The following is a 21,098-nucleotide window of genomic DNA, read 5'->3' as shown; positions in this document are numbered from 1 at the left end:
AAAAAATGCGGGCCGTCGGAGAGAGAAGTTCATGAGCCAAGGTGTTGAGTTTAATCGATTGATGTTGGACATGCGGGCCATGCAAATGGACGCTATGTCGATGCCGAAAGCGGTAGCTGCGCCTGAGCTCGGTTCAAGCAATTTTGCCGACATGCTGGGGCAGGCCATCAATAAGGTCAGCGACACCCAGCAGGCTTCCACGCAACTGGCCAACGCCTTCGAGATCGGCAAGAGCGGGGTCGACCTGACCGACGTGATGATTGCTTCGCAGAAAGCCTCGGTATCCTTTCAAGCCTTGACCCAGGTGCGTAACAAGCTGGTCCAGGCCTATCAAGACATCATGCAGATGCCGGTATAAGGGCGAGATTGAGTCATGGCCGAAGCAGTCGTCGATAACGTGCCCGCCAAAGGCAGCGCATCAGCGCCCAAGCCGCCGTTGTTCGGCATGTCGTTCCTGGAAAACATCTCGCAGATGCCCATGCTGCGGCAGGTTGGCCTGCTGGTCGGTCTGGCCGCGAGTGTGGCCATCGGCTTTGCCGTGGTGCTCTGGTCGCAGCAGCCCGACTACCGTCCGCTGTACGGCAGCCTGGCGGGCATGGACACCAAGCAGGTCATGGAAACCCTGGCCGCTGCCGATATTCCCTACAACGTCGAACCCAATTCAGGCGCCTTGCTGGTCAAGGCCGACGACCTCTCCCGTGCCCGCCTGAAACTGGCCGCCGCCGGTGTGGCGCCGAGCGACGGTAATGTCGGCTTCGAGATTCTCGACAAGGAACAGGGGCTGGGCACCAGTCAGTTCATGGAGGCCACCCGTTATCGCCGTGGTCTTGAAGGTGAACTGGCGCGAACCGTCTCCAGCCTCAACAACGTCAAGGCCGCACGCGTGCACCTGGCGATTCCGAAGAGCTCGGTGTTCGTCCGTGACGAGCGTCGGCCGAGTGCCTCGGTACTGGTCGAACTGTATCCGGGCCGCGCCCTGGAAGCCGGCCAGGTGATGGCGATTGTCAACCTGGTGGCAACCAGTGTGCCGGAGCTGGACAAGTCCCAGGTCACCGTGGTGGATCAGAAGGGCAACCTGCTCTCCGACCAGATCAACAACTCCGAACTGACCATGGCCGGCAAGCAGTTCGACTACAGTCGGCGCATGGAAGGCATGCTTACCCAGCGTGTGCATAACATCCTGCAGCCAGTGCTGGGCAATGATCGCTACAAGGCCGAAGTGTCGGCCGATGTCGATTTCAGTGCCGTCGAATCCACCTCCGAGCAGTTCAACCCGGATCAGCCGGCGCTGCGCAGCGAGCAGTCGGTCAATGAACAACGTTCCAGCAGCATGGGTCCACAAGGTGTGCCGGGTGCGCTGAGCAACCAGCCGCCTGGCCCGGCATCCGCACCGCAAACCACCGGTGGCGCACAAACCGCCGCGGCGGCCATCCAGCCTGGTCAACCGCTGCTCGATGCCAATGGTCAGCAGATCATGGATCCGGCTACCGGCCAGCCGATGCTTGCACCTTATCCTGCGGACAAACGCCTGCAGTCGACGAAGAACTTCGAACTGGATCGCTCCATCAGCCATACCCGTCAGCAACAGGGCCGCCTGAATCGCCTGTCGGTGGCGGTGGTGGTCGATGATCAGGTCAAGATCGACCCGGCCACCGGTGACAGCACCCGTGCCCCCTGGGGTGCCGAAGATCTGGCGCGCTTCACCCGCCTGGTGCAGGACGCGGTGGGCTTCGACGCCAGCCGTGGCGACAGCGTCAGCGTGATCAACGTACCGTTCGCCGCTGACCGTGGCGAGGTGATTGCCGAGATTCCGTTCTACTCGCAGCCGTGGTTCTGGGACATCATCAAGCAGGTCATGGGTGTACTGTTCATCCTCGTGCTGGTGTTCGGTGTGCTGCGTCCGGTCCTCAACAACATCACCGGCAATGGCAAGCAAAACGCCGGTGCCGATGGCGACATGGAACTGGGCGTGCTCGGTCTGGATGGCGATCTGGCCAACGACCGCGTGAGCCTGGGTGGTCCGCAAAGCATTCTGCTGCCGAGCCCGAGCGAGGGCTACGACGCGCAGCTCAACGCAATCAAGAGCCTGGTGGCCGAAGATCCGGGTCGTGTGGCCCAGGTCGTGAAAGAGTGGATCAACGCCGATGAGTGATAACCGAGCCCTTACCGCGAAACTGACCCGGGTCGACAAGGCTGCGATCCTGCTCTTGTCCCTGGGTGAAACCGACGCTGCCCAGGTATTGCGCCACATGGGGCCCAAGGAAGTGCAGCGGGTCGGTGTGGCCATGGCGCAGATGGGCAACGTCCATCGCGAGCAGGTCGAACAGGTGATGAGCGAGTTCGTCGAGATCGTCGGCGACCAGACCAGCCTGGGTGTCGGCTCCGACGGCTACATCCGCAAGATGCTCACCCAGGCCCTGGGTGAAGACAAGGCCAACGGCCTGATCGACCGCATCCTGCTCGGTGGCAACACCAGCGGCCTGGACAGCCTCAAGTGGATGGAGCCGCGTGCCGTGGCTGACGTCATCCGCTATGAACACCCGCAGATCCAGGCCATCGTGGTGGCTTACCTGGATCCTGACCAGGCCGGTGAAGTGCTGGGCAACTTCGACCACAAGGTGCGCCTGGATATCATCCTGCGCGTTTCCTCGCTCAACACCGTGCAGCCGGCGGCGCTCAAGGAACTCAACCAGATCCTCGAGAAACAGTTCTCCGGCAACTCCAACGCCGCGCGTACCACCCTGGGTGGTATCAAGCGTGCTGCTGACATCATGAACTTCCTCGACAGCTCCGTGGAAGGCCAGCTGATGGACGCGATCCGCGACATCGATGGCGATCTCTCCGAGCAGATCGAAGACTTGATGTTCGTCTTCAACAACCTCGCCGATGTCGACGACCGCGGTATCCAGGCGCTGCTGCGCGAGGTCTCCTCCGACGTGCTGGTGGTGTCCCTCAAGGGTGCCGACGAGAAGGTCAAGGACAAGATCTTCAAGAACATGTCCAAGCGTGCCTCGGAACTGCTGCGCGACGACCTTGAGGCCAAAGGGCCGGTACGGGTCAGCGATGTCGAGACGGCGCAAAAGGAAATCCTCACCATCGCCCGCCGTATGGCCGAAGCCGGAGAGATCGTGCTCGGTGGCAAGGGCGGCGAAGAGATGATCTAAAGTCCATCGCGGGGCAAGCCCGCTCCCACAGAGCTTCCCTGTGGGAGCGGGCTTGCCCCGCGATTTTTTGAGTGCGTGCAATCATGTCAACCAACGAGCACCTGAGTGAGCTGATTCGCGCCGCTGAAGTCGAGGCCTTCAATCGCTGGGCGCTGCCCAGCTTTGACCCCGAGCCCGAGCCTGAACCGGAGCCCGAACCTGAAGTGGTTCAGGAAGAAGTCGAGGAAGTGCCGCTGGAGGAAGTCCAGCCACTGACCCTCGAAGAGCTCGAAAGCATTCGTCAGGAAGCCTACAACGAAGGCTTTGCCACCGGTGAGCGTGAAGGCTTCCACAGCACCCAGCTCAAGGTCCGTCAGGAAGCTGAAGTCGCGTTGGCGGCCAAACTGGCCAGCCTCGAACAGCTGATGGGCAACCTGCTGGAGCCGATTGCCGAGCAGGACAGCCAGATCGAGAAAGCCCTGGTCAACCTGGTCGCGCACATGGCCCGTGAAGTCATCGGCCGCCAGCTGCGCAGTGACTCCAGCCAGATCGCTCAGGTTTTGCGCGAAGCTCTGAAGCTGCTGCCCATGGGCGCTGACAACATCCGTATTCATATCAACCCGCAGGACTTCGAGCAGGCCAAGGCCTTGCGCGAGCGTCACGAAGAGCGCTGGAAACTGCTCGAAGACGAGGCGCTGCTGCCGGGTGGCTGCCGAATCGAAACCGACCATAGCCGCATCGATGCGACCATGGAAACCCGTATCGACAAGGCCTTGGCGCAACTGTTCGATCAGTTGCATGACCAGGGCCTGCATCCTGCAGCGCCTGATCTGACGGTCGATCTGGACGACACCCATGCGCCTTGAACGCACCAGTTTCGGCAAGCGCCTGGGCACCTATGCCGACACCGTAAAGCTGCCTGCCCAGCCCGTCGTCGAGGGCCGCCTGCTGCGCATGGTCGGCTTGACCCTGGAGGCCGAAGGCCTGCGTGCTGCGATTGGCAGCCGCTGCGTGGTGATCAACGACGACAGCTACCACCCGGTGCGGGTCGAGGCGGAAGTCATGGGCTTCGCCGGCAGCAAAGTGTTCCTTATGCCGGTCGGCAGTGTCGCCGGGATCGCGCCTGGAGCACGGGTCGTGCCCTTGGCTGACAACGGCCGCCTGCCGATGGGCATGAGCATGCTCGGTAGGGTCCTCGACGGTGCTGGCCGGGCGCTGGATGGCAAGGGCGGGATGAAGGCCGAAGACTGGGTGCCGATGGATGGCCCGACCATCAACCCGCTCAATCGCGACCCGATCAGTGTGCCGCTGGATGTCGGTATCCGCAGCATCAACGGCTTGTTGACCGTAGGTCGTGGCCAGCGCCTGGGCCTGTTCGCCGGTACCGGCGTGGGTAAGAGTGTGCTGCTGGGGATGATGACCCGCTTCACCGAGGCCGACATCATCGTGGTCGGCCTGATCGGCGAGCGGGGCCGTGAGGTCAAGGAGTTCATTGAGCATATTCTCGGCACCGAGGGCCTCAAGCGCTCGGTAGTCGTGGCATCGCCAGCTGACGATGCGCCGTTGATGCGCCTGCGTGCCGCCATGTATTGCACGCGGATTGCCGAATACTTTCGCGACAAGGGCAAGAACGTCCTGTTGTTGATGGATTCGCTGACCCGTTTCGCCCAGGCCCAGCGGGAAATCGCCCTGGCCATCGGCGAACCGCCAGCGACCAAGGGTTATCCGCCCTCGGTGTTTGCCAAGCTGCCCAAGCTGGTGGAGCGAGCCGGTAATGGCGAAGCAGGCGGGGGTTCGATTACTGCGTTCTATACCGTGCTGTCTGAGGGTGACGACCAGCAGGACCCGATCGCCGACTCGGCGCGCGGTGTGCTCGATGGGCATATCGTGCTGTCGCGGCGCCTGGCTGAAGAAGGGCATTACCCGGCCATCGATATCGAGGCCTCGATCAGTCGGGTCATGCCTCAGGTGGTCAGTCCTGAGCAGATGCGCGAGGCGCAACAGTTCAAGCAGCTGTGGTCGCGCCTGTCGCAGAGCCGTGACCTGATCAGCGTTGGCGCTTACGTGGCCGGTGGTGATGCCGAAACTGACCTGGCCATCGCGCTGCAACCAAAACTGGTGCATTTCCTGCGTCAGGGCCTGAACGACAATGTGGGTATGCAGCAGAGTCGTGAACACCTCGGTAGCGTGTTCGCCCAGCCTAAATCCGACGCAGGCTGATAGGCCATGGCCCAGCCCAGTCGTGCCGCGCGTCTGACCCCTGTGGTGGAGATGGCCGAAAATGCCGAGCGTCAGGCTGCTCAGCGCCTGGGGCAGTTCCAGCAACAGGTGAATCTGGCGCAGGCCAAGCTCGCCGAGCTCGACCGCTTTCGTGAAGACTACCAGCTGCAATGGATCGACCGCGGCGGGCAGGGTGTGTCCGGTAGCTGGCTGGTCAACTATCAGCGCTTTCTCGGGCAACTGGAGAGCGCCATGACCCAGCAGCGCCAGAGTCTGGCCTGGCACCAGAACAACCTCAACAACGCCCGTGGCACCTGGCAGCAGGCCTATGCCCGGGTCGAAGGGCTGCGCAAGCTGGTCCAGCGTTATATCGACGAAGCACGGATGATCGAAGACAAGCGCGAGCAAAAACTGCTCGATGAATTGTCCCAGCGCCTGCCGCGGCATGATCGCTATTGACGCAGGCTTTGACCGGGAAGGGTTGCCGCCGGGCTGTCGGACTGCTAAACCTTCCTGATGTCTGTAATCGTCGTAATGGAAGGAATCGCCAACATGGCAGTTAATGCTGAGATTTCCCAGGATGGGAAAAAGCTGACGATCCAGGTCAAGGGCCGCTTTGACTTTGGCAAACATCAGGAATTTCGTGCGGCCTATGAGCGCAATCACCCGGAGTCGGTGGTGGTCGATCTCAAGGAGGCCACCTACCTCGACAGCTCGGCGCTCGGCATGCTGCTGATGCTGCGCGATCACGTCGGCGGTGAAGAGTCGGACATCCGGGTGGTCAACACCAGCTCGGATGTGCGCAAGATCCTCGCCATCTCCAACTTCGACAAACTGTTCGACATCAGTTGATCCGGGCCATGCCTGAATCACCCTTGACCGTGCTGATCGCCGAAGATGGCGCGGCGGATCGTCTGCTGCTGGCGCGAATCGTCAGCAAGCAGGGTCACGCCGTGCTCACCGCTGAAAACGGCGAGCAGGCGGTGGCATTGTTCGCTGAACAGCGTCCGCAACTGGTGCTGCTCGATGCACTGATGCCGGTAATGGACGGTTTCGAGGCGGCGCGGCAGATCAAGCTGCTGGCCGGTGAGGCGCTGGTGCCAATCATCTTCCTGACCTCGCTCAGTGAAGACGAAGCGCTGGTGCGCTGCCTGGAGGCGGGCGGTGACGATTTTCTGGCAAAACCTTACAGCCCGGTGATCCTGGCCGCCAAGATCAAGGCCATGGATCGCCTGCGCCGCCTGCAGGCCACAGTGCTTGAGCAGCGTGACCAGATCGCCCGGCATCACCATCATCTGCTCAATGAACAGCGGGTGGCCAAGGCGGTGTTCGACAAAGTCGCCCACGCCGGTTGCCTGAATGCCCCTAATATCCGCTATCTGCAGTCACCTTATGCACTGTTCAATGGTGATCTGCTGCTGGCGGCGTTTACCCCGTCCGGTGACATGCATGTGCTGCTCGGCGACTTCACCGGGCATGGTTTGCCCGCTGCCGTCGGTGCGATGCCGCTGGCTGAGGTTTTCTACGGCATGACGGCCAAGGGTTATGGTCTGGCCGAAACCCTGCGCGAGATGAATGCCAAGCTCAAACGCATCCTGCCGGTGGATATGTTTTGCTGCGCGCTGCTGCTCAACCTGAGTTTCCAGCGGCGCATGGTCGAGGTGTGGAACGGCGGCATGCCCGATGGTTACCTGCTGTCTGCTGACGGCGGGGCGCCGTTGCCGTTGGTGTCCCGGCACTTGCCGCTGGGTGTGCTGGCGCCGGAGCGCTTCGATGATTCAACCCAGGTCCTGCCCCTGGCTCCGGGCGAACGCTTGTTGTTGCTGTCCGACGGCGTGGTCGATACCAGTGACGAGTACGACCGGCTGTTCGGGGTCGAGCGGCTGCTGCAGGTGCTTGGTGATAATCGCCAGCCGGATCTTTTGTTTGAAGAGATAAATCAGGCGCTGGAGGCGTTTCGCGGCTGCTCGCGTGATGATGTGAGCCTGCTGGAGATTACGGTCGTCGAGCCGGATGCATTGGCGCCACCACCGGTGATCTATTCTGACAGCGGGCAATCCACACCGCTGGACTGGTCACTGCAGTTCGAGTTTCGCGCCGAGACGCTCAAGCGTTTCAATCCGTTACCGTATCTGTTGCAGCTGCTCCAGGAGATACATGGCTTGCGGGCCCAAAGCGGGGCGTTGCACAGCGTGCTGAGCGAACTGTATTCCAATGCCCTGGAGCATGGGGTCTTGGGGCTTGATTCAGGGCTCAAGCGCGATGCCCAGGGTTTCGGCGAATACTACCGCCAGCGCAATGAGCGTTTGCAGGCGCTGAGCAGCGGCTATATTCGAATAGGCTTGCGCGTTGAACCACAAGGCTTGGGCGGGCGTCTATGCATTGAGGTCGAAGATAGCGGCAAGGGCTTCAATGTCGGTACAGTGCTCGCTCGTCCGCTGGTGGAGCAGGGCTTGTATGGCCGCGGACTGAACCTGATACGCCGGCTGAGCCGACGTGCCGAGTGGGCTGACGAAGGGCGCCGCGTATGCGTGGAGTTCGCCTGGGAGGCTCTGGCATAATCCAACTTGATCAAGGAGTGAGCAAGTGTCCAATATCCATATCGATCACGAGGTGTTAAGTAGCCTGCAGGAGGTCATGGAAGATGACTATCTGAAGTTGCTCGATACCTTTCTTGAAGATTCCGAAAAGCGCCTCAGCCAGTTGCACGAGGCGACCACTGCTGAAGAGCTCGGCCATGCCGCGCACAGCTTCAAAGGCAGTAGCAGCAACATGGGCGCTAAAGCCCTGGCCGAGTTGTGCCGGCAGCTGGAGGAGCGCGTCAAGCAACCACCGCTGAATGATATCGAGGTTCTGATCAATCAGATCGACCGCGAGTATGAGGCTGTTCGTGCCTTGTACAGCGAAGAGCGTCAGCGTGTATTGATTGGTTGAGGCCGCTTCGTTGAACTTGGCGCGACTCTTGCTAAATCTACGCTAATCAACCTTCCAGACCCTCTGTCGCGGAGAATCCCACATGCCGGTCGCTTCCAATCCATTGCTGCAGGTCAGTGCTGCGACAAAGGCTTCGCGCGCTGCCGCCAGCCAGTCGGACAAACCGCTGCAGACGGCGAACGACAAGGCCTCAGGCTTTTCCAGCGTGTATGCGCAGCAGTCCAGGGAAAAGCCTGCTACGGCCGCCGACGCCCTGAGTCGCGACAAGAACGTCCCGGCCGGGAAAGACGTTGCCGCTGGCAAAGGCGCTGCCGCTGAGCAGCCGAAGCTTGCCGACAGCGGCAAGGCTTTGCCTGAGGATCAGGACAGCACGCTTGCCGTTGACGGCGAAAGCGCAGATCCGACGTTGCTCGATCCCAATCTGGTGGCCGGTCAAGTGACCGATGCGCAGCCCGGTGCCCAACTGATTCAGGCCCAGGCCGAGGCGGTGGCGCCGGTGGTCCAGGCGGCGCAGCTACAAGCCCAGGCTGCACCGGCAGCTACCCTCCCTGCAGCACCTGAGTTCGATCCGGAGGCCGATCCGCTAGCCGACCTGCCCGCCTTGCGCATGGCACTTGAGCAGAGCGCGCAGGCGCAGGGGACCACCTCGGCGCATGCCGCCACTAAACCGGCGACCGCTCAGCCTGAAGCAGCTGCAGCCCAGCCTGCCGTCAATACCCTGGCGGCATTGCTCGATAAGCCGGGCGCTGATGCCGAGCAGGGCGAGGCAGGGGAGAAGGCATTTTCCGGGTTGCTGGATGATGGGCTCAAGGACCTCAAAAGTGCTTCCAGCGACACGCGGGTGGATAACTTTGCCGAGCGTCTGAGCGCCTTGACGCAGGCGGCCACGCCAAAAACTGCCAATGCCGTGCCAGTGGCTCCGGCTCCTTTGCATCAGCCGCTGGCCATGAATCAGGGGGGCTGGACCGAGGGCTTGGTCAACCGGGTGATGTACCTGTCCAGCCAGAGTCTGAAGTCCGCCGACATCCAGCTGGAGCCGGCAGAGCTGGGGCGCCTGGACATCCGCGTCAACCTCGCGCCTGAGCAGCAGGCGCAGATCACCTTCACCAGTGGCCATGCCGGCGTTCGCGAAGCGCTGGAAAACCAGGTGCACCGCCTCAGGGAAATGTTCGCCCAGCAAGGGCTCGGACAGCCGGATGTGAATGTCGCCGACCAATCGCGTGGCCAGCAGCAACAGCAGGGCAGCCCTGACTCGCCGCGTTTGAGCGGTGTGGCGGCGCGGCGCAATGCGCTGGGCGAAGAAGGTGAGGTTGCTGCAAGCACTGCCCCTGTCGAGCAGCAGAGCGTGATCGGCTCCAGCGCAGTCGACTACTACGCCTGATCGACCACTCTCTGTAGGAGCGGATTCATCCGCGATGGGTCGCATCGCGGCCCCATGCACAGGGACTGCTCTGCAGTCCTTCGCGGATGAATCCGCTCCTACAGCAGTTTTTGCCGGATCTGGCATAACACTTGCTCAACCCACGCCATGTGACTGAATTCTCCGATGAATGACGGAATATTGGCATGGCGAAGAGCGACGCAGAGAAAGACCCCGCCGCTAAAGGCAAACTCAAGCTGATCCTGCTGCTGGTGCTGGCATTGCTGCTGGCCATCGGTCTGTCGGTAGGCGCTACCTGGTTCGTCCTGCACAAGTCCGAGGACAAGCCGGCGGCAGATCCGGCGCAGGCCGGCAACCTCAAGCCGGCGGCGATCTACGAGCCCCTGGCGCCAGCCTTCGTGGTCAACTTCAACCAGAACGGTCGTCAGCGCTACATGCAGGTGAGCATCACTCTGCAGGGGCGCGACCAGGCCGCGCTGGACGCCTTGAAGGTGCATATGCCGGTGATTCGCAACAACCTGGTGATGCTGTTTTCCGGGCAGGGTTTCGACGCTCTGGCAAACCCCGTAGGCCAGGAGATGTTGCGGCAGAAGGCGACCGCCAGCATTCAGGAAGTCGCCCAGAAGGAAGTCGGCAAGCCGGTCATCGACCAGTTGCTGTTCACCAATTTCGTATTGCAGTAGGAGCCACCGATGGCCGTGCAGGACCTGCTGTCCCAGGATGAAATCGATGCCTTGCTGCATGGCGTTGACGATGGTCTGGTACAAACCGAGAGCCACGCCGAACCTGGCAGCGTCAAAAGCTATGACCTGACCAGCCAGGATCGCATCGTTCGCGGACGCATGCCGACCCTGGAAATGATCAACGAACGTTTCGCCCGTTACACCCGTATCAGCATGTTCAACCTGTTGCGTCGCTCTGCCGACGTCGCGGTTGGCGGTGTGCAGGTGATGAAGTTCGGTGAGTACGTGCATTCGCTGTATGTGCCGACCAGCCTGAACCTGGTGAAGATCAAGCCGCTGCGCGGTACTTCGCTGTTCATTCTCGACGCCAAGCTGGTGTTCAAGCTGGTGGACAACTTCTTTGGTGGTGACGGTCGTCACGCCAAGATCGAGGGGCGAGAGTTCACTCCGACCGAGCTGCGCGTGGTGCGCATGGTCCTTGACCAGGCGTTCGTCGATCTCAAGGAAGCCTGGCAGGCGATCATGCCGGTCAACTTCGAGTACATAAACTCCGAGGTCAACCCGGCGATGGCCAACATTGTCGGGCCGAGCGAGGCAGTGGTGGTCTCGACCTTCCACATCGAACTCGATGGCGGTGGCGGCGACCTGCACGTGACCATGCCGTATTCGATGATCGAGCCGGTACGCGAAATGCTCGACGCCGGCTTCCAGTCCGACCTGGATGACCAGGACGAGCGCTGGATCAAAGCCCTGCGCGAAGACGTACTGGATGTCAGCGTGCCGCTTAGCGCCACGGTCGCCCGTCGTCAGTTGAAGCTGCGCGACATCCTGCACATGCAGCCCGGTGATGTGATTCCGGTCGAGCTGCCTGATGAGCTGATCCTGCGGGCCAACGGCGTGCCGTCGTTCAAGGCCAAGCTGGGTTCGCACAAAGGCACCCTGGCCCTGCAGATTATCGATCCGATCGAGCGCCGCTGAGCGGCGCCGGTTGTTCCAACTCCGAATTGATTGCCCGTCGAGGACAAAATGGTTAACGAAAACGACATCACCTCTCCGGAAGAGCAGGCTCTGGCCGATGAGTGGGCGGCTGCCCTGGAAGAAACCGGCGACGCCGGCCAGGCCGATATTGATGCTTTGCTGGCGGCAGACGTTGGTGGCGGCGGTTCGTCCTCCAATCGCCTGCCAATGGAAGAGTTCGGCAGCTCTCCTCGCAGTAACGAGCAGGTGACCCTCGATGGCCCGAACCTGGACGTGATCCTGGACATTCCAGTGAGCATCTCCATGGAAGTCGGCAGTACCGAGATCAACATCCGCAACCTGCTGCAGCTCAACCAGGGCTCGGTGATCGAGCTGGATCGTCTGGCTGGTGAACCGCTTGACGTGCTGGTCAACGGCACGCTGATTGCCCATGGTGAGGTGGTAGTGGTCAACGAAAAGTTCGGCATTCGCCTGACTGACGTGATCAGTCCGAGCGAACGTATCAAGAAGCTGCGCTGAGTGAGCCGCTTCCTGTCGCGCGGCCTGGCATTGGCTGGCGCCCTGTACATGGATGTGGCGCTGGCCACTGTGCAGCCGGCTGCCGCTGTGGTGGCGCCGGGCAGCGGCACCAGCGCTACCGGGCAGCTGACCCAGCTGGTGCTGGGGTTGCTGTTGGTGCTGGGGCTGATTTTTCTGCTCGCCTGGCTATTGCGCCGGGTGCAGAACGCCGCGCCTGGCTCGGGCCAGGTCATCGAAATTCTCGGTAGTCGTACCTTGGGCCCCAGGGATCGCCTGTTGCTGATACAGGTCGGCAAGGAGCAGATCCTGATCGGTCATACGCCTGGCAGCATCGAGGCGTTGCACGTTTTGGCCGAACCGGTCGAGGTGCCTGCCGGTGCGCGTCAGGCAACACCAGAATTCGCCCAGCGCCTGATGGAGCTGATGGGCAAGGATCAGAAGGGTAGGTCGTAATGGGCGCATTGCGCATGATGTTGACGCTGCTGTTGCTGTTGGCAGCGCCACTGGCCCTGGCCGCCGATCCGTTGTCGATCCCGGCCATCACCCTGTCCAATGGTGCGGACGGGCAGCAGGAGTACTCGGTCAGCCTGCAGATCCTGCTGATCATGACGGCGCTGAGTTTCATTCCGGCGTTCGTCATTCTGATGACCAGCTTCACCCGCATCATCATTGTCTTCTCCATCCTGCGCCAGGCCCTGGGCCTGCAGCAGACGCCGTCGAACCAGATCCTCACCGGTATGGCGCTGTTCCTGACCATGTTCATCATGGCGCCGGTGTTCGACCGGGTGAACAAGGATGCCCTGCAGCCCTACCTGAACGAACAGATGGTGGCCCAGGAGGCGATTGCCAAGGCGCAGGTGCCGCTCAAGGACTTCATGCTCGCCCAGACTCGCCAGAGTGACCTGGACCTGTTCATGCGCCTGTCCAAGCGCACCGACATTGCCAGCCCCGATCAGGCGCCGCTGACCATCCTGGTGCCGGCGTTCGTCACCTCGGAGCTGAAAACCGCCTTTCAGATCGGTTTCATGATCTTCATTCCGTTCCTGATCATCGACCTGGTGGTGGCCAGTGTGCTGATGGCCATGGGTATGATGATGCTCTCGCCGCTGATCATCTCGTTGCCGTTCAAGATCATGCTGTTCGTACTGGTCGATGGCTGGGCCCTGATCATGGGTACCCTGGCCGGCAGTTTCGGCGGCGTCTGACGCCGCAAGGAGAAGTAGACCATGACCCCTGAAGTGGCCGTCGATCTGTTTCGTGATGCGCTGTGGCTGACCACTCTGATGGTTGCCGTGCTGGTGGTGCCGAGCCTGCTGGTGGGTTTGATCGTGGCGATGTTCCAGGCGGCCACGCAGATCAACGAACAGACCTTGAGCTTTCTGCCGCGTCTGCTGGTGATGCTGGTGACGCTGATCGTGGCCGGGCCGTGGCTGGTGCAGAAGTTCATGGAATACATCCTGTCGTTGTACGGCAGCATTCCGCAGCTGATCGGCTGACGCGTCCATGCTCGAACTGACCGATGCGCAGATAAGCACGTGGGTGGCCAGTTTCATCCTGCCGCTGTTTCGCGTGACCGCCGTGCTGATGACCATGCCGGTGTTCGGTACCACCCTGCTGCCGGCGCGCGTTCGCCTGTACTTTGCCCTGGCAATTACCGTGGTGATCGTGCCCGGTTTACCGCCGATGCCTGAGGTCCATGCGCTTGACCTCAGTGCGTTGCTGCTGATTGCCGAGCAGGTCATCATCGGTGCGCTGTTCGGCATGTCGTTACAACTGTTTTTCCAGGTCTTCGTGGTTGCCGGGCAGATTGTCGCAATCCAGATGGGTATGGCGTTCGCCTCCATGGTCGACCCGGCCAACGGCGTCAACGTTGCGGTGATCGGCCAGTTCCTGACCATGCTGGTGACCTTGTTGTTTCTGGCTATCAACGGTCACCTGGTGGTGTTCGAGGTGCTCACCGAGAGTTTCACCACCTTGCCGGTGGGCAGTGGTTTGCTGGTCAATCATTTCTGGGATCTGGCCGGGCGCCTGAGCTGGGTGCTGGGCGCTGCGCTGTTGCTGGTGCTGCCGGCCATCACCGCGTTGCTGGTGGTCAACATCGCTTTTGGTGTGATGACGCGTGCGGCGCCGCAGTTGAACATCTTCTCCATCGGTTTTCCGCTGACTCTGGTGCTGGGGCTCGGGATCTTCTGGATTACCCTGGCTGACATTCTTCCGCATTACCACGCACTGGCCTCCGAGGCCTTGCAATGGATGCGTGAGCTGGCGAGGGCGCGCTGAGCATGGCAGAGAGCGAGAGCGGTCAGGACAAAACAGAAGACCCCACCGACAAACGCAAGAAGGACGCGCGGAAAAAGGGCGAGATCGCGCGCTCCAAAGAACTCAATACAGTGGCGGTGACCCTGGCTGGTGCCGGCGCATTGCTGGCGTTTGGTGGTGGTATGGCTGAGGCCTTGATGGAGTTGATGCGCAGCAACTTCATTTTGTCTCGCGAAGTGATCACTGATGAGCGCTTCATGGGGATTTTCCTCATGGCCGCCGGTAAGTCCGCCTTGGTCACCGTCCAGCCGGTGTTGCTGGTCTTGCTGGTGGCATCGATCATCGGCCCGGTGGCCTTGGGCGGCTTTCTGTTTTCGGGCAGTCTGTTGCAACCCAAGTTCAGTCGAATGAACCCGCTGGCCGGGATCAAGCGGATGTTTTCGGTCAACGCTTTGTCCGAGTTGCTCAAGGCGCTGGCCAAGTTCTTCATGATTCTGATCGTTGCGCTGGTGGTGTTGTCGGCGGACCGTGACGATCTGCTGGCGATCGCCAACGAGCCCTTGGATCAGGCGGTTATCCACTGCGTTCAGGTGGTGGGCTGGAGTGCGCTGTGGATGGCTGCCGGTTTGCTGTTGATCGCAGCGGCGGACGTGCCGCTCCAGCTCTGGCAGACGCACAAAAAGATGCTGATGACCAAGCAAGAGGTGCGTGACGAGTACAAGGACAGCGAAGGCAAGCCGGAGGTCAAACAGCGTATTCGCCAGCTCCAGCGCGAAGCGTCGCAGCGGCGGATGATGGCGGCGATCCCCGAAGCGGACGTCATCATTACCAACCCGACCCACTATGCCGTGGCGCTCAAGTACGACCCGGAGAAGGGCGCTGCGCCTTTGCTGCTGGCCAAGGGTGCCGACTTCATTGCCTTGAAGATTCGTGAAATTGCCAATGAGCACAAGATCCAGGTGCTTGAGTCCCCGGCGTTGGCGCGTTCGATTTATTACTCAACGGAGCTTGAGGAAGAGATTCCTGCCGGGCTGTACCTGGCCGTGGCCCAGGTGCTGGCCTATGTCTTCCAGATCCGCCAATACCGGGCAGGCAAGGGCAAGCCGCCGGAGCCGCTCAAGGACCTGCCGATTCCGCCGGACCTACAGCACGATTAAGGCTCGGTGGGAGCGGGCTTGCCCCGCGATGCGATATGGCTGACAGATCGCAATCGCGGGGCAAGCCCGCTCCCACAGTAAGCCCGCCTCCACACAAAAACGCCGCATTCCTCAAAGTTGGAAAGCTTCTTGCAAAGGCAGCGCAGCGCGCGTCAGAAACGCGTCAAAGTTTTGCTTGAGCTAGACGAGGAATACCGGTGGATCGCTCTCAGTTAATCAGCAATGCCCGTAACAACCTGGCCGGGTTAGGCCGGGGGAATCTGGGTGTGCCGCTGTTGCTGCTGGTGATGCTGGCAATGATGATGTTGCCGATCCCGCCGTTTTTGCTCGACGTGTTCTTCACCTTCAACATCGCGCTGTCGATCGTGGTCCTGCTGGTCTGCGTCTACGCCCTGCGCCCCCTCGATTTCGCTGCGTTTCCAACCATCCTGCTGGTGGCAACCTTGCTGCGCCTGGCGCTGAACGTGGCCTCTACGCGGGTGGTCATGCTTCATGGTCAAGATGGTCATGCTGCCGCCGGTAAAGTGATCCAGGCCTTCGGTGAGGTGGTGATCGGCGGCAACTACGTGGTCGGTATCGTGGTGTTCGCGATCCTGATGATCATCAACTTCGTGGTGGTGACCAAGGGTGCCGGGCGTATTTCCGAGGTGAGCGCACGTTTCACCCTCGATGCAATGCCGGGCAAGCAGATGGCCATCGACGCCGACCTCAACGCCGGTCTGATCGATCAGGCCCAGGCCAAGGCGCGACGCTCTGAAGTGGCTCAGGAGGCCGAGTTCTACGGTTCGATGGACGGTGCCAGCAAGTTCGTTCGCGGTGACGCCATCGCCGGTCTGCTGATCCTCTTCATCAACCTGATCGGCGGCATGCTGGTCGGTATGTTCCAGCACGGCATGACCTTCGGCGATGCCGGTAGAGTCTATGCCTTGCTGACCATCGGTGACGGTTTGGTGGCGCAATTGCCATCACTGCTGTTGTCCACCGCTGCAGCCATCATGGTGACCCGTGCCTCCGGTTCCGAAGACATGGGTAACCAGATCAACCGGCAGATGTTCACTTCGCCCAAGGCGCTGGGGGTATCGGCGGGGATCATGATCGTCATGGGCCTGGTGCCGGGCATGCCGCACTTCGCCTTCCTGAGCCTGGGCCTGGTGGCCGCTGGCGGTGCCTATTGGCTGTGGCGCAAGCAGAACCTGGCCAAGGTCAAAGCCCAGGAGGAAGTTCAGCGCCAGCAGGACCTGTTGCCCTCGCCGCAGCGCGCTATGGAAACCAAGGAGCTGGGCTGGGACGATGTCACGCCGATCGACATGATCGGCCTGGAGGTCGGCTATCGGCTGATTCCCCTGGTCGACCGCAATCAGGGTGGACAACTGCTGGCGCGGATCAAGGGAGTGCGCAAGAAGCTCTCCCAGGACCTGGGTTTTCTCATGCCCACGGTGCATATCCGCGACAACCTCGACCTGGCGCCCAGCGCCTATCGCCTGACCCTGATGGGGGTGATCCTGGCCGAGGCCGAGATCTATCCCGATCGCGAGCTGGCCATCAACCCCGGACAGGTCTTTGGCACCCTCAACGGTATTGCCGCCCGCGACCCGGCGTTCGGGCTGGAAGCGGTGTGGATCGATGTCAATCAGCGCAGTCAGGCGCAATCGCTGGGTTACACCGTGGTGGATGCCAGTACCGTGGTTGCGACCCACCTGAACCAGATTCTGCACAAGCACTGCCACGAACTGATTGGCCACGAGGAAGTCCAACAACTGCTGCAGGTGTTGGCCAAGGCCTCGCCCAAGCTTGCCGAAGAGTTGGTGCCGGGTGTCATTTCGTTGTCGGGGCTGCTCAAGGTCCTGCAGGCGTTGCTCGCCGAGCAGGTGCCGGTGCGTGATATCCGCAGCATTGCCGAGGCGATCGCCAACAATGCGGTCAAGAGTCAAGATACCGCCGCGCTGGTGGCGGTGGTGCGCGTCGGATTGTGTCGCGCTATCGTGCAAAGCATTGTCGGCGTTGAGTCCGAGCTGCCTGTGATCACCCTTGAGCCAAGGTTGGAACAGATTTTGCTCAATAGTCTGCAAAGGGCCGGGCAAGGTCAGGAAGACGGTGTTCTTCTTGAACCGAGCATGGCCGAAAAGCTTCAGCGTTCGTTGATCGAGGCTGCCCAGCGTCAAGAGATGCAAGGGCAACCGGCGATCCTGCTGGTCGCAGGACCGGTACGGGCGATGCTGTCGCGCTTCGGCCGCCTGGCTGTACCGAATTTGCATGTTTTGGCGTATCAGGAAATACCTGACAACAAGCAAGTTACCATCGTTGCCACAGTAGGCCCCAACGGCTGAGGTAGTGGGTTATGCAAGTTAAGCGTTTTTTCGCCGCCGATATGCGTCAGGCCATGAAGCTGGTTCGAGATGAGCTGGGGGCTGATGCCGCCATCATCGGCAACCGACGGATTGCTGGCGGTGTCGAGCTGACGGCTGCGCTGGACTACAAGCTGTCCGCCCTGGCGCCACGGGTTCCGAATGTCGAGCTCGAAGATGAACTGCGCAAGACCCAGTCGCGCATTGTCACCGCCCAGGCCGAGCTCAGTAGCCGCAGCGAAAGCGAAGACGGCAACCGCCAGCTGTTTGCAGGCTTGCCGCTGACCGCCTCCGAGCCGCTAGTCGAGACGCCTGTGGAAACGCCGGCCGCACCGGTTGCTGCAGCTGCCGCGCCGGTTGACCCGCGCTTGTTCGATGCCATGCGCTCCGAGCTCAGCGGCCTGCGCGAGTTGCTCGAAGTGCAGCTCGGTTCGCTGGCCTGGAGTCAGCTGCAGGGTAACCAGCCGCAGCAGGCCAACCTCTGGCGCCGTCTGCAGCGTATCGGTCTGTCCGGCCCGCTGGCGCATGAGCTGCTGGCGCAGATCGCCGGCATCGAAGAGCCTCGTCATGCCTGGCGCATGCTGCTCGCCCATCTGGCGCGGCGTATCGATGTGCCGGAAGTCGAGCCGATCGAAGAGGGCGGGGTGATCGCCATGGTCGGGCCGGCGGGCATGGGCAAGACCACCACCCTGGCCAAGCTGGCAGCGCGTTATGTGCTCAAGTATGGCGCGCAGAATCTGGCGCTGGTGAGCATGGACAGTTTTCGCATCGGCGCCCAGGAGCAGCTCAAGACCCTGGGGCGCATCCTCAATGTCTCGGTGACCCACGTCGATCCCGGCCAGTCTCTGGCCCAGGCGCTGGAGCCGTTGTTGCGCAAGCGCGTGGTGCTGATCGATACCGCTGGCCTGCAAGCCAGTGATCCGGCCCTGCGCATGCAGCTGGAAACCCTGGCAGGACGTGGTATTGCGTCTAAAAATTATCTGGTGCTGGCGACGACCAGCCAGAAGCAGGTGCTCACTGCCGCCTATCACAGCTACAAGCGCTGCGGGCTGGCAGGGTGCATCCTGACCAAGCTTGATGAAACGGCCTGCCTCGGCGAAGTCCTGAGCCTGGCCATCAGTCACGAATTGCCAGTGGCCTATCTTACTGATGGGCCGCGCATTCCTGACGATCTGCACCTACCGCGTCGGCACCAGCTGGTCAGCCGCGCGGTGAGTGTGCAGATGCAGGACGAGCCCAGCGAAGAGGCAATGGCCGATATGTTCGCTGATCTCTACCACAGCCCCGGCAAGCGTGTTGGCTGAGGTGATTGTGAAGACGTTGCAAAGTATCTGCATTGATGGACTGCCAGGCATTTTTCAGGTGTTGAAAGCGCAGCCGGTCATGTGGCCTCGGTCTAAGCAAGACAAGGTAATGAACAAACATGGGTAGCATGCATCCCGTACAGGTGATCGCCGTGACTGGCGGCAAAGGTGGCGTCGGCAAGACCAATGTGTCGGTGAACCTGTCATTGGCGCTGGCAGAGCTTGGCCGTCGGGTCATGCTGCTGGATGCCGACCTGGGCCTGGCCAATGTCGACGTATTGCTCGGCCTGACGCCCAAGCGCACCCTGGCCGACGTGATCGAGGGCCGCTGCGAGCTGCGCGACGTGCTGCTGCAGGGGCCGGGTGGCGTGCGCATTGTGCCCGCCGCTTCCGGCACGCAGAGCATGGTGCACCTGGCGCCTGCCCAGCATGCAGGTCTGATTCAGGCCTTCAGCGAGATCGGCGACAACCTCGATGTGCTGGTGATCGATACCGCTGCTGGTATTGGTGACTCGGTAGTCAGTTTTGTCCGCGCAGCCCAGGAAGTGCTGCTGGTGGTGTGCGACGAGCCGACCTCGATCACCGATGCCTACGCGCTGATCAAGCTGCTCAACCGCGATTACGGCATGAACCGCTTCCGGGTCCTGGCCAACATGGCGCAAAGCCCGCAGGAAGGGCGCAACCTGTTCGCCAAGTTGACCAAGGTCACTGATCGCTTCCTCGACGTCGCCCTACAATACGTCGGCGCGGTGCCTTACGACGAATGTGTGCGCAAGGCAGTGCAAAAGCAGCGAGCGGTCTATGAAGCCTTTCCGCGTTCCAAGTGCGCGCTGGCATTCAAGGCCATTGCCCAGAAGGTCGACACCTGGCCGCTGCCTGCCAACCCGCGTGGTCACCTGGAGTTTTTTGTCGAGCGCCTGGTGCAGCCGACGAGTGCGGGACCTGTGCTATGAACGCAAGCGGATACCGGATGTACAGCAACGCGTCTCGCGATGGTCAGTACGAGTTGATCGAGCGCTACGCGCCGTTGGTCAAGCGTATTGCCTATCACTTGCTGGCGCGTTTGCCGGCCAGTGTCCAGGTCGAGGATCTGATCCAGGCCGGCATGATCGGCCTGCTCGAAGTCAGCAACAAGTATGACGCGAGCAAGGGTGCCAGTTTCGAGACCTACGCCGGTATCCGTATCCGTGGGGCAATGCTTGACGAAGTACGTAAAGGGGACTGGGCACCGCGCTCGGTCCACCGTAATACCCGCATGGTCAGTGACGCGATTCGTGCAATTGAAGCAAAAACCGGCCGTGACGCTAAAGATCACGAGGTTGCTGCCGAACTTCAATTGAGTCTCGATGATTACTACGGGATTTTGAATGACACCCTGGGCAGCCGCCTGTTCAGTTTCGACGACCTGTTACAGGACGGCGAACATGAAGGCCTGCACGAGGACGGCGCCAGTGCCCAGCTCGAGCCTTCGCGCGATCTGGAAGACGAGCGTTTTCAGGCAGCCCTGGCAGATGCCATTGCCAACCTGCCTGAACGCGAGCGTCTGGTCCTGGCGCTGTACTACGACGAAGAGCTGAACCTCAAGGAAATCGGTGAGGTCCTGGGTGTCAGCGAGTCGCGCGTCAGCCAGTTGCACAGCCAGTGCGCGGCGCGTTTGCGTGGTCGCCTGGGGGAATGGCGGGCGCGTTGAACGCAGGTTCAATGCAGTCGCGAAATGTAGTGCCCGAATTGATTGAATGCGCGTTCAGCGCTGAGCGCGTTAAAGACTGCTTGGAGGTCTAATTGAACAAAGACATGAAAATCCTCATCGTCGACGACTTTTCGACGATGCGGCGGATCATCAAGAACCTGCTGCGTGACCTGGGCTTCACCAATACCCAGGAAGCCGATGACGGCAACACGGCGCTGCCGATGCTCGAAAGCGGTCATTTCGATTTTCTCGTGACCGACTGGAACATGCCGGGCATGTCCGGTATCGACCTGCTGCGCAAAGTGCGTGCCGACGAGCGCCTCAAGCACCTGCCGGTGCTGATGGTGACTGCTGAAGCCAAGCGCGAGCAGATCATCGAAGCGGCCCAGGCCGGCGTCAACGGCTATGTGGTCAAGCCGTTCACTGCCCAGGTGCTGAAAGAAAAGATCGAGAAGATCTTCGAGCGCGTCAACAGCTAAGACACG

Annotated in this window: 23 protein-coding genes; all 23 read left to right on the top strand. The window is 61.2% G+C overall.

Going from position 1 to position 21,098, the window contains the following annotated elements:
• Window positions 1-31: 31 nt before the first annotated feature.
• The gene (gene fliE, locus PSAKL28_RS18860) at window positions 32-358 is read left to right on the top strand and encodes a flagellar hook-basal body complex protein FliE (protein WP_038613369.1); all 327 of its coding nucleotides are present in this window, start codon (window positions 32-34) and stop codon (window positions 356-358) included.
• 15 nt (window positions 359-373) lie between these two features.
• Entirely contained in the window at window positions 374-2,152 is a 1,779-nt protein-coding gene (fliF, locus tag PSAKL28_RS18855; RefSeq protein ID WP_038613368.1) for a flagellar basal-body MS-ring/collar protein FliF, read from the top strand.
• On the top strand, window positions 2,145-3,164 hold the full coding sequence (fliG, locus tag PSAKL28_RS18850; protein WP_038613367.1) for a flagellar motor switch protein FliG: 1,020 nt from the start codon (window positions 2,145-2,147) through the stop codon (window positions 3,162-3,164). The genes fliF and fliG overlap by 8 nt, the downstream gene beginning before the upstream one ends.
• A gap of 83 nt (window positions 3,165-3,247) precedes the next feature.
• Window positions 3,248-4,009 (top strand): flagellar assembly protein FliH, encoded by a 762-nt coding sequence (gene fliH / locus PSAKL28_RS18845; RefSeq protein WP_038613365.1) that lies wholly within the window; start codon window positions 3,248-3,250, stop codon window positions 4,007-4,009.
• Window positions 3,999-5,363 (top strand): flagellar protein export ATPase FliI, encoded by a 1,365-nt coding sequence (gene fliI, locus PSAKL28_RS18840; protein WP_038613363.1) that lies wholly within the window; start codon window positions 3,999-4,001, stop codon window positions 5,361-5,363. The genes fliH and fliI overlap by 11 nt, the downstream gene beginning before the upstream one ends.
• Window positions 5,364-5,369: 6 nt before the next feature.
• Window positions 5,370-5,822 (top strand): flagellar export protein FliJ, encoded by a 453-nt coding sequence (gene fliJ, locus PSAKL28_RS18835; RefSeq protein WP_038613361.1) that lies wholly within the window; start codon window positions 5,370-5,372, stop codon window positions 5,820-5,822.
• Window positions 5,823-5,915: 93 nt separating this feature from the next.
• A complete protein-coding gene (locus tag PSAKL28_RS18830; protein WP_038613359.1) occupies window positions 5,916-6,215 on the top strand; it encodes an STAS domain-containing protein in 300 nt (99 codons plus the stop codon).
• A gap of 8 nt (window positions 6,216-6,223) precedes the next feature.
• Window positions 6,224-7,924, top strand: coding sequence for an ATP-binding SpoIIE family protein phosphatase (locus tag PSAKL28_RS18825; protein WP_038613357.1), 1,701 nt, complete (start codon window positions 6,224-6,226; stop codon window positions 7,922-7,924).
• 25 nt (window positions 7,925-7,949) lie between these two features.
• Complete coding sequence (locus PSAKL28_RS18820) at window positions 7,950-8,297, top strand: Hpt domain-containing protein (protein WP_038613355.1); 348 nt, start codon at window positions 7,950-7,952, stop codon at window positions 8,295-8,297.
• A gap of 82 nt (window positions 8,298-8,379) precedes the next feature.
• Window positions 8,380-9,678, top strand: coding sequence for a flagellar hook-length control protein FliK (locus PSAKL28_RS18815; protein ID WP_038613353.1), 1,299 nt, complete (start codon window positions 8,380-8,382; stop codon window positions 9,676-9,678).
• 185 nt (window positions 9,679-9,863) lie between these two features.
• On the top strand, window positions 9,864-10,361 hold the full coding sequence (gene fliL / locus PSAKL28_RS18810) for a flagellar basal body-associated protein FliL (protein WP_038613351.1): 498 nt from the start codon (window positions 9,864-9,866) through the stop codon (window positions 10,359-10,361).
• 9 nt (window positions 10,362-10,370) lie between these two features.
• A complete protein-coding gene (fliM, locus tag PSAKL28_RS18805; RefSeq protein WP_038613349.1) occupies window positions 10,371-11,339 on the top strand; it encodes a flagellar motor switch protein FliM in 969 nt (322 codons plus the stop codon).
• 48 nt (window positions 11,340-11,387) lie between these two features.
• On the top strand, window positions 11,388-11,858 hold the full coding sequence (gene fliN, locus PSAKL28_RS18800; protein WP_038613347.1) for a flagellar motor switch protein FliN: 471 nt from the start codon (window positions 11,388-11,390) through the stop codon (window positions 11,856-11,858).
• A 48-nt stretch (window positions 11,859-11,906) separates the two neighbouring features.
• Window positions 11,907-12,311 carry a flagellar biosynthetic protein FliO gene (gene fliO, locus PSAKL28_RS18795; protein ID WP_051939645.1) on the top strand — a complete coding sequence of 135 codons (405 nt, stop codon included), beginning with the start codon at window positions 11,907-11,909 and terminating at the stop codon, window positions 12,309-12,311.
• On the top strand, window positions 12,311-13,063 hold the full coding sequence (gene fliP / locus PSAKL28_RS18790; RefSeq protein ID WP_038613345.1) for a flagellar type III secretion system pore protein FliP: 753 nt from the start codon (window positions 12,311-12,313) through the stop codon (window positions 13,061-13,063). Before fliO ends, fliP begins: the two co-directional genes overlap by 1 nt.
• 21 nt (window positions 13,064-13,084) lie before the next feature.
• Window positions 13,085-13,354 (top strand): flagellar biosynthesis protein FliQ, encoded by a 270-nt coding sequence (gene fliQ / locus PSAKL28_RS18785; protein WP_038613343.1) that lies wholly within the window; start codon window positions 13,085-13,087, stop codon window positions 13,352-13,354.
• Window positions 13,355-13,361: 7 nt separating this feature from the next.
• Complete coding sequence (gene fliR, locus PSAKL28_RS18780; RefSeq protein ID WP_038613341.1) at window positions 13,362-14,138, top strand: flagellar biosynthetic protein FliR; 777 nt, start codon at window positions 13,362-13,364, stop codon at window positions 14,136-14,138.
• 2 nt (window positions 14,139-14,140) lie between these two features.
• On the top strand, window positions 14,141-15,274 hold the full coding sequence (flhB, locus tag PSAKL28_RS18775) for a flagellar biosynthesis protein FlhB (RefSeq protein WP_038613339.1): 1,134 nt from the start codon (window positions 14,141-14,143) through the stop codon (window positions 15,272-15,274).
• 197 nt (window positions 15,275-15,471) lie between these two features.
• The gene (gene flhA, locus PSAKL28_RS18770) at window positions 15,472-17,601 is read left to right on the top strand and encodes a flagellar biosynthesis protein FlhA (RefSeq protein WP_038613337.1); all 2,130 of its coding nucleotides are present in this window, start codon (window positions 15,472-15,474) and stop codon (window positions 17,599-17,601) included.
• Window positions 17,602-17,612: 11 nt separating this feature from the next.
• Window positions 17,613-18,923, top strand: coding sequence for a flagellar biosynthesis GTPase FlhF (gene flhF / locus PSAKL28_RS18765; RefSeq protein WP_038613335.1), 1,311 nt, complete (start codon window positions 17,613-17,615; stop codon window positions 18,921-18,923).
• Window positions 18,924-19,042: 119 nt separating this feature from the next.
• On the top strand, window positions 19,043-19,876 hold the full coding sequence (fleN, locus tag PSAKL28_RS18760) for a flagellar synthesis regulator FleN (RefSeq protein WP_038613333.1): 834 nt from the start codon (window positions 19,043-19,045) through the stop codon (window positions 19,874-19,876).
• The gene (fliA, locus tag PSAKL28_RS18755) at window positions 19,873-20,613 is read left to right on the top strand and encodes an RNA polymerase sigma factor FliA (protein WP_038613331.1); all 741 of its coding nucleotides are present in this window, start codon (window positions 19,873-19,875) and stop codon (window positions 20,611-20,613) included. The genes fleN and fliA overlap by 4 nt, the downstream gene beginning before the upstream one ends.
• A 104-nt stretch (window positions 20,614-20,717) precedes the next feature.
• Window positions 20,718-21,092 (top strand): chemotaxis response regulator CheY, encoded by a 375-nt coding sequence (locus PSAKL28_RS18750; protein WP_036990294.1) that lies wholly within the window; start codon window positions 20,718-20,720, stop codon window positions 21,090-21,092.
• Window positions 21,093-21,098: the final 6 nt, after the last annotated feature.

Source organism: Pseudomonas alkylphenolica, from assembly GCF_000746525.1.
In the GTDB taxonomy this organism is placed as follows: Bacteria; Pseudomonadota; Gammaproteobacteria; order Pseudomonadales; family Pseudomonadaceae; genus Aquipseudomonas; species Aquipseudomonas alkylphenolica.
Note: the sequence above shows the minus strand (reverse complement) of the source record. Positions and strands in the feature narration are given on the sequence as shown.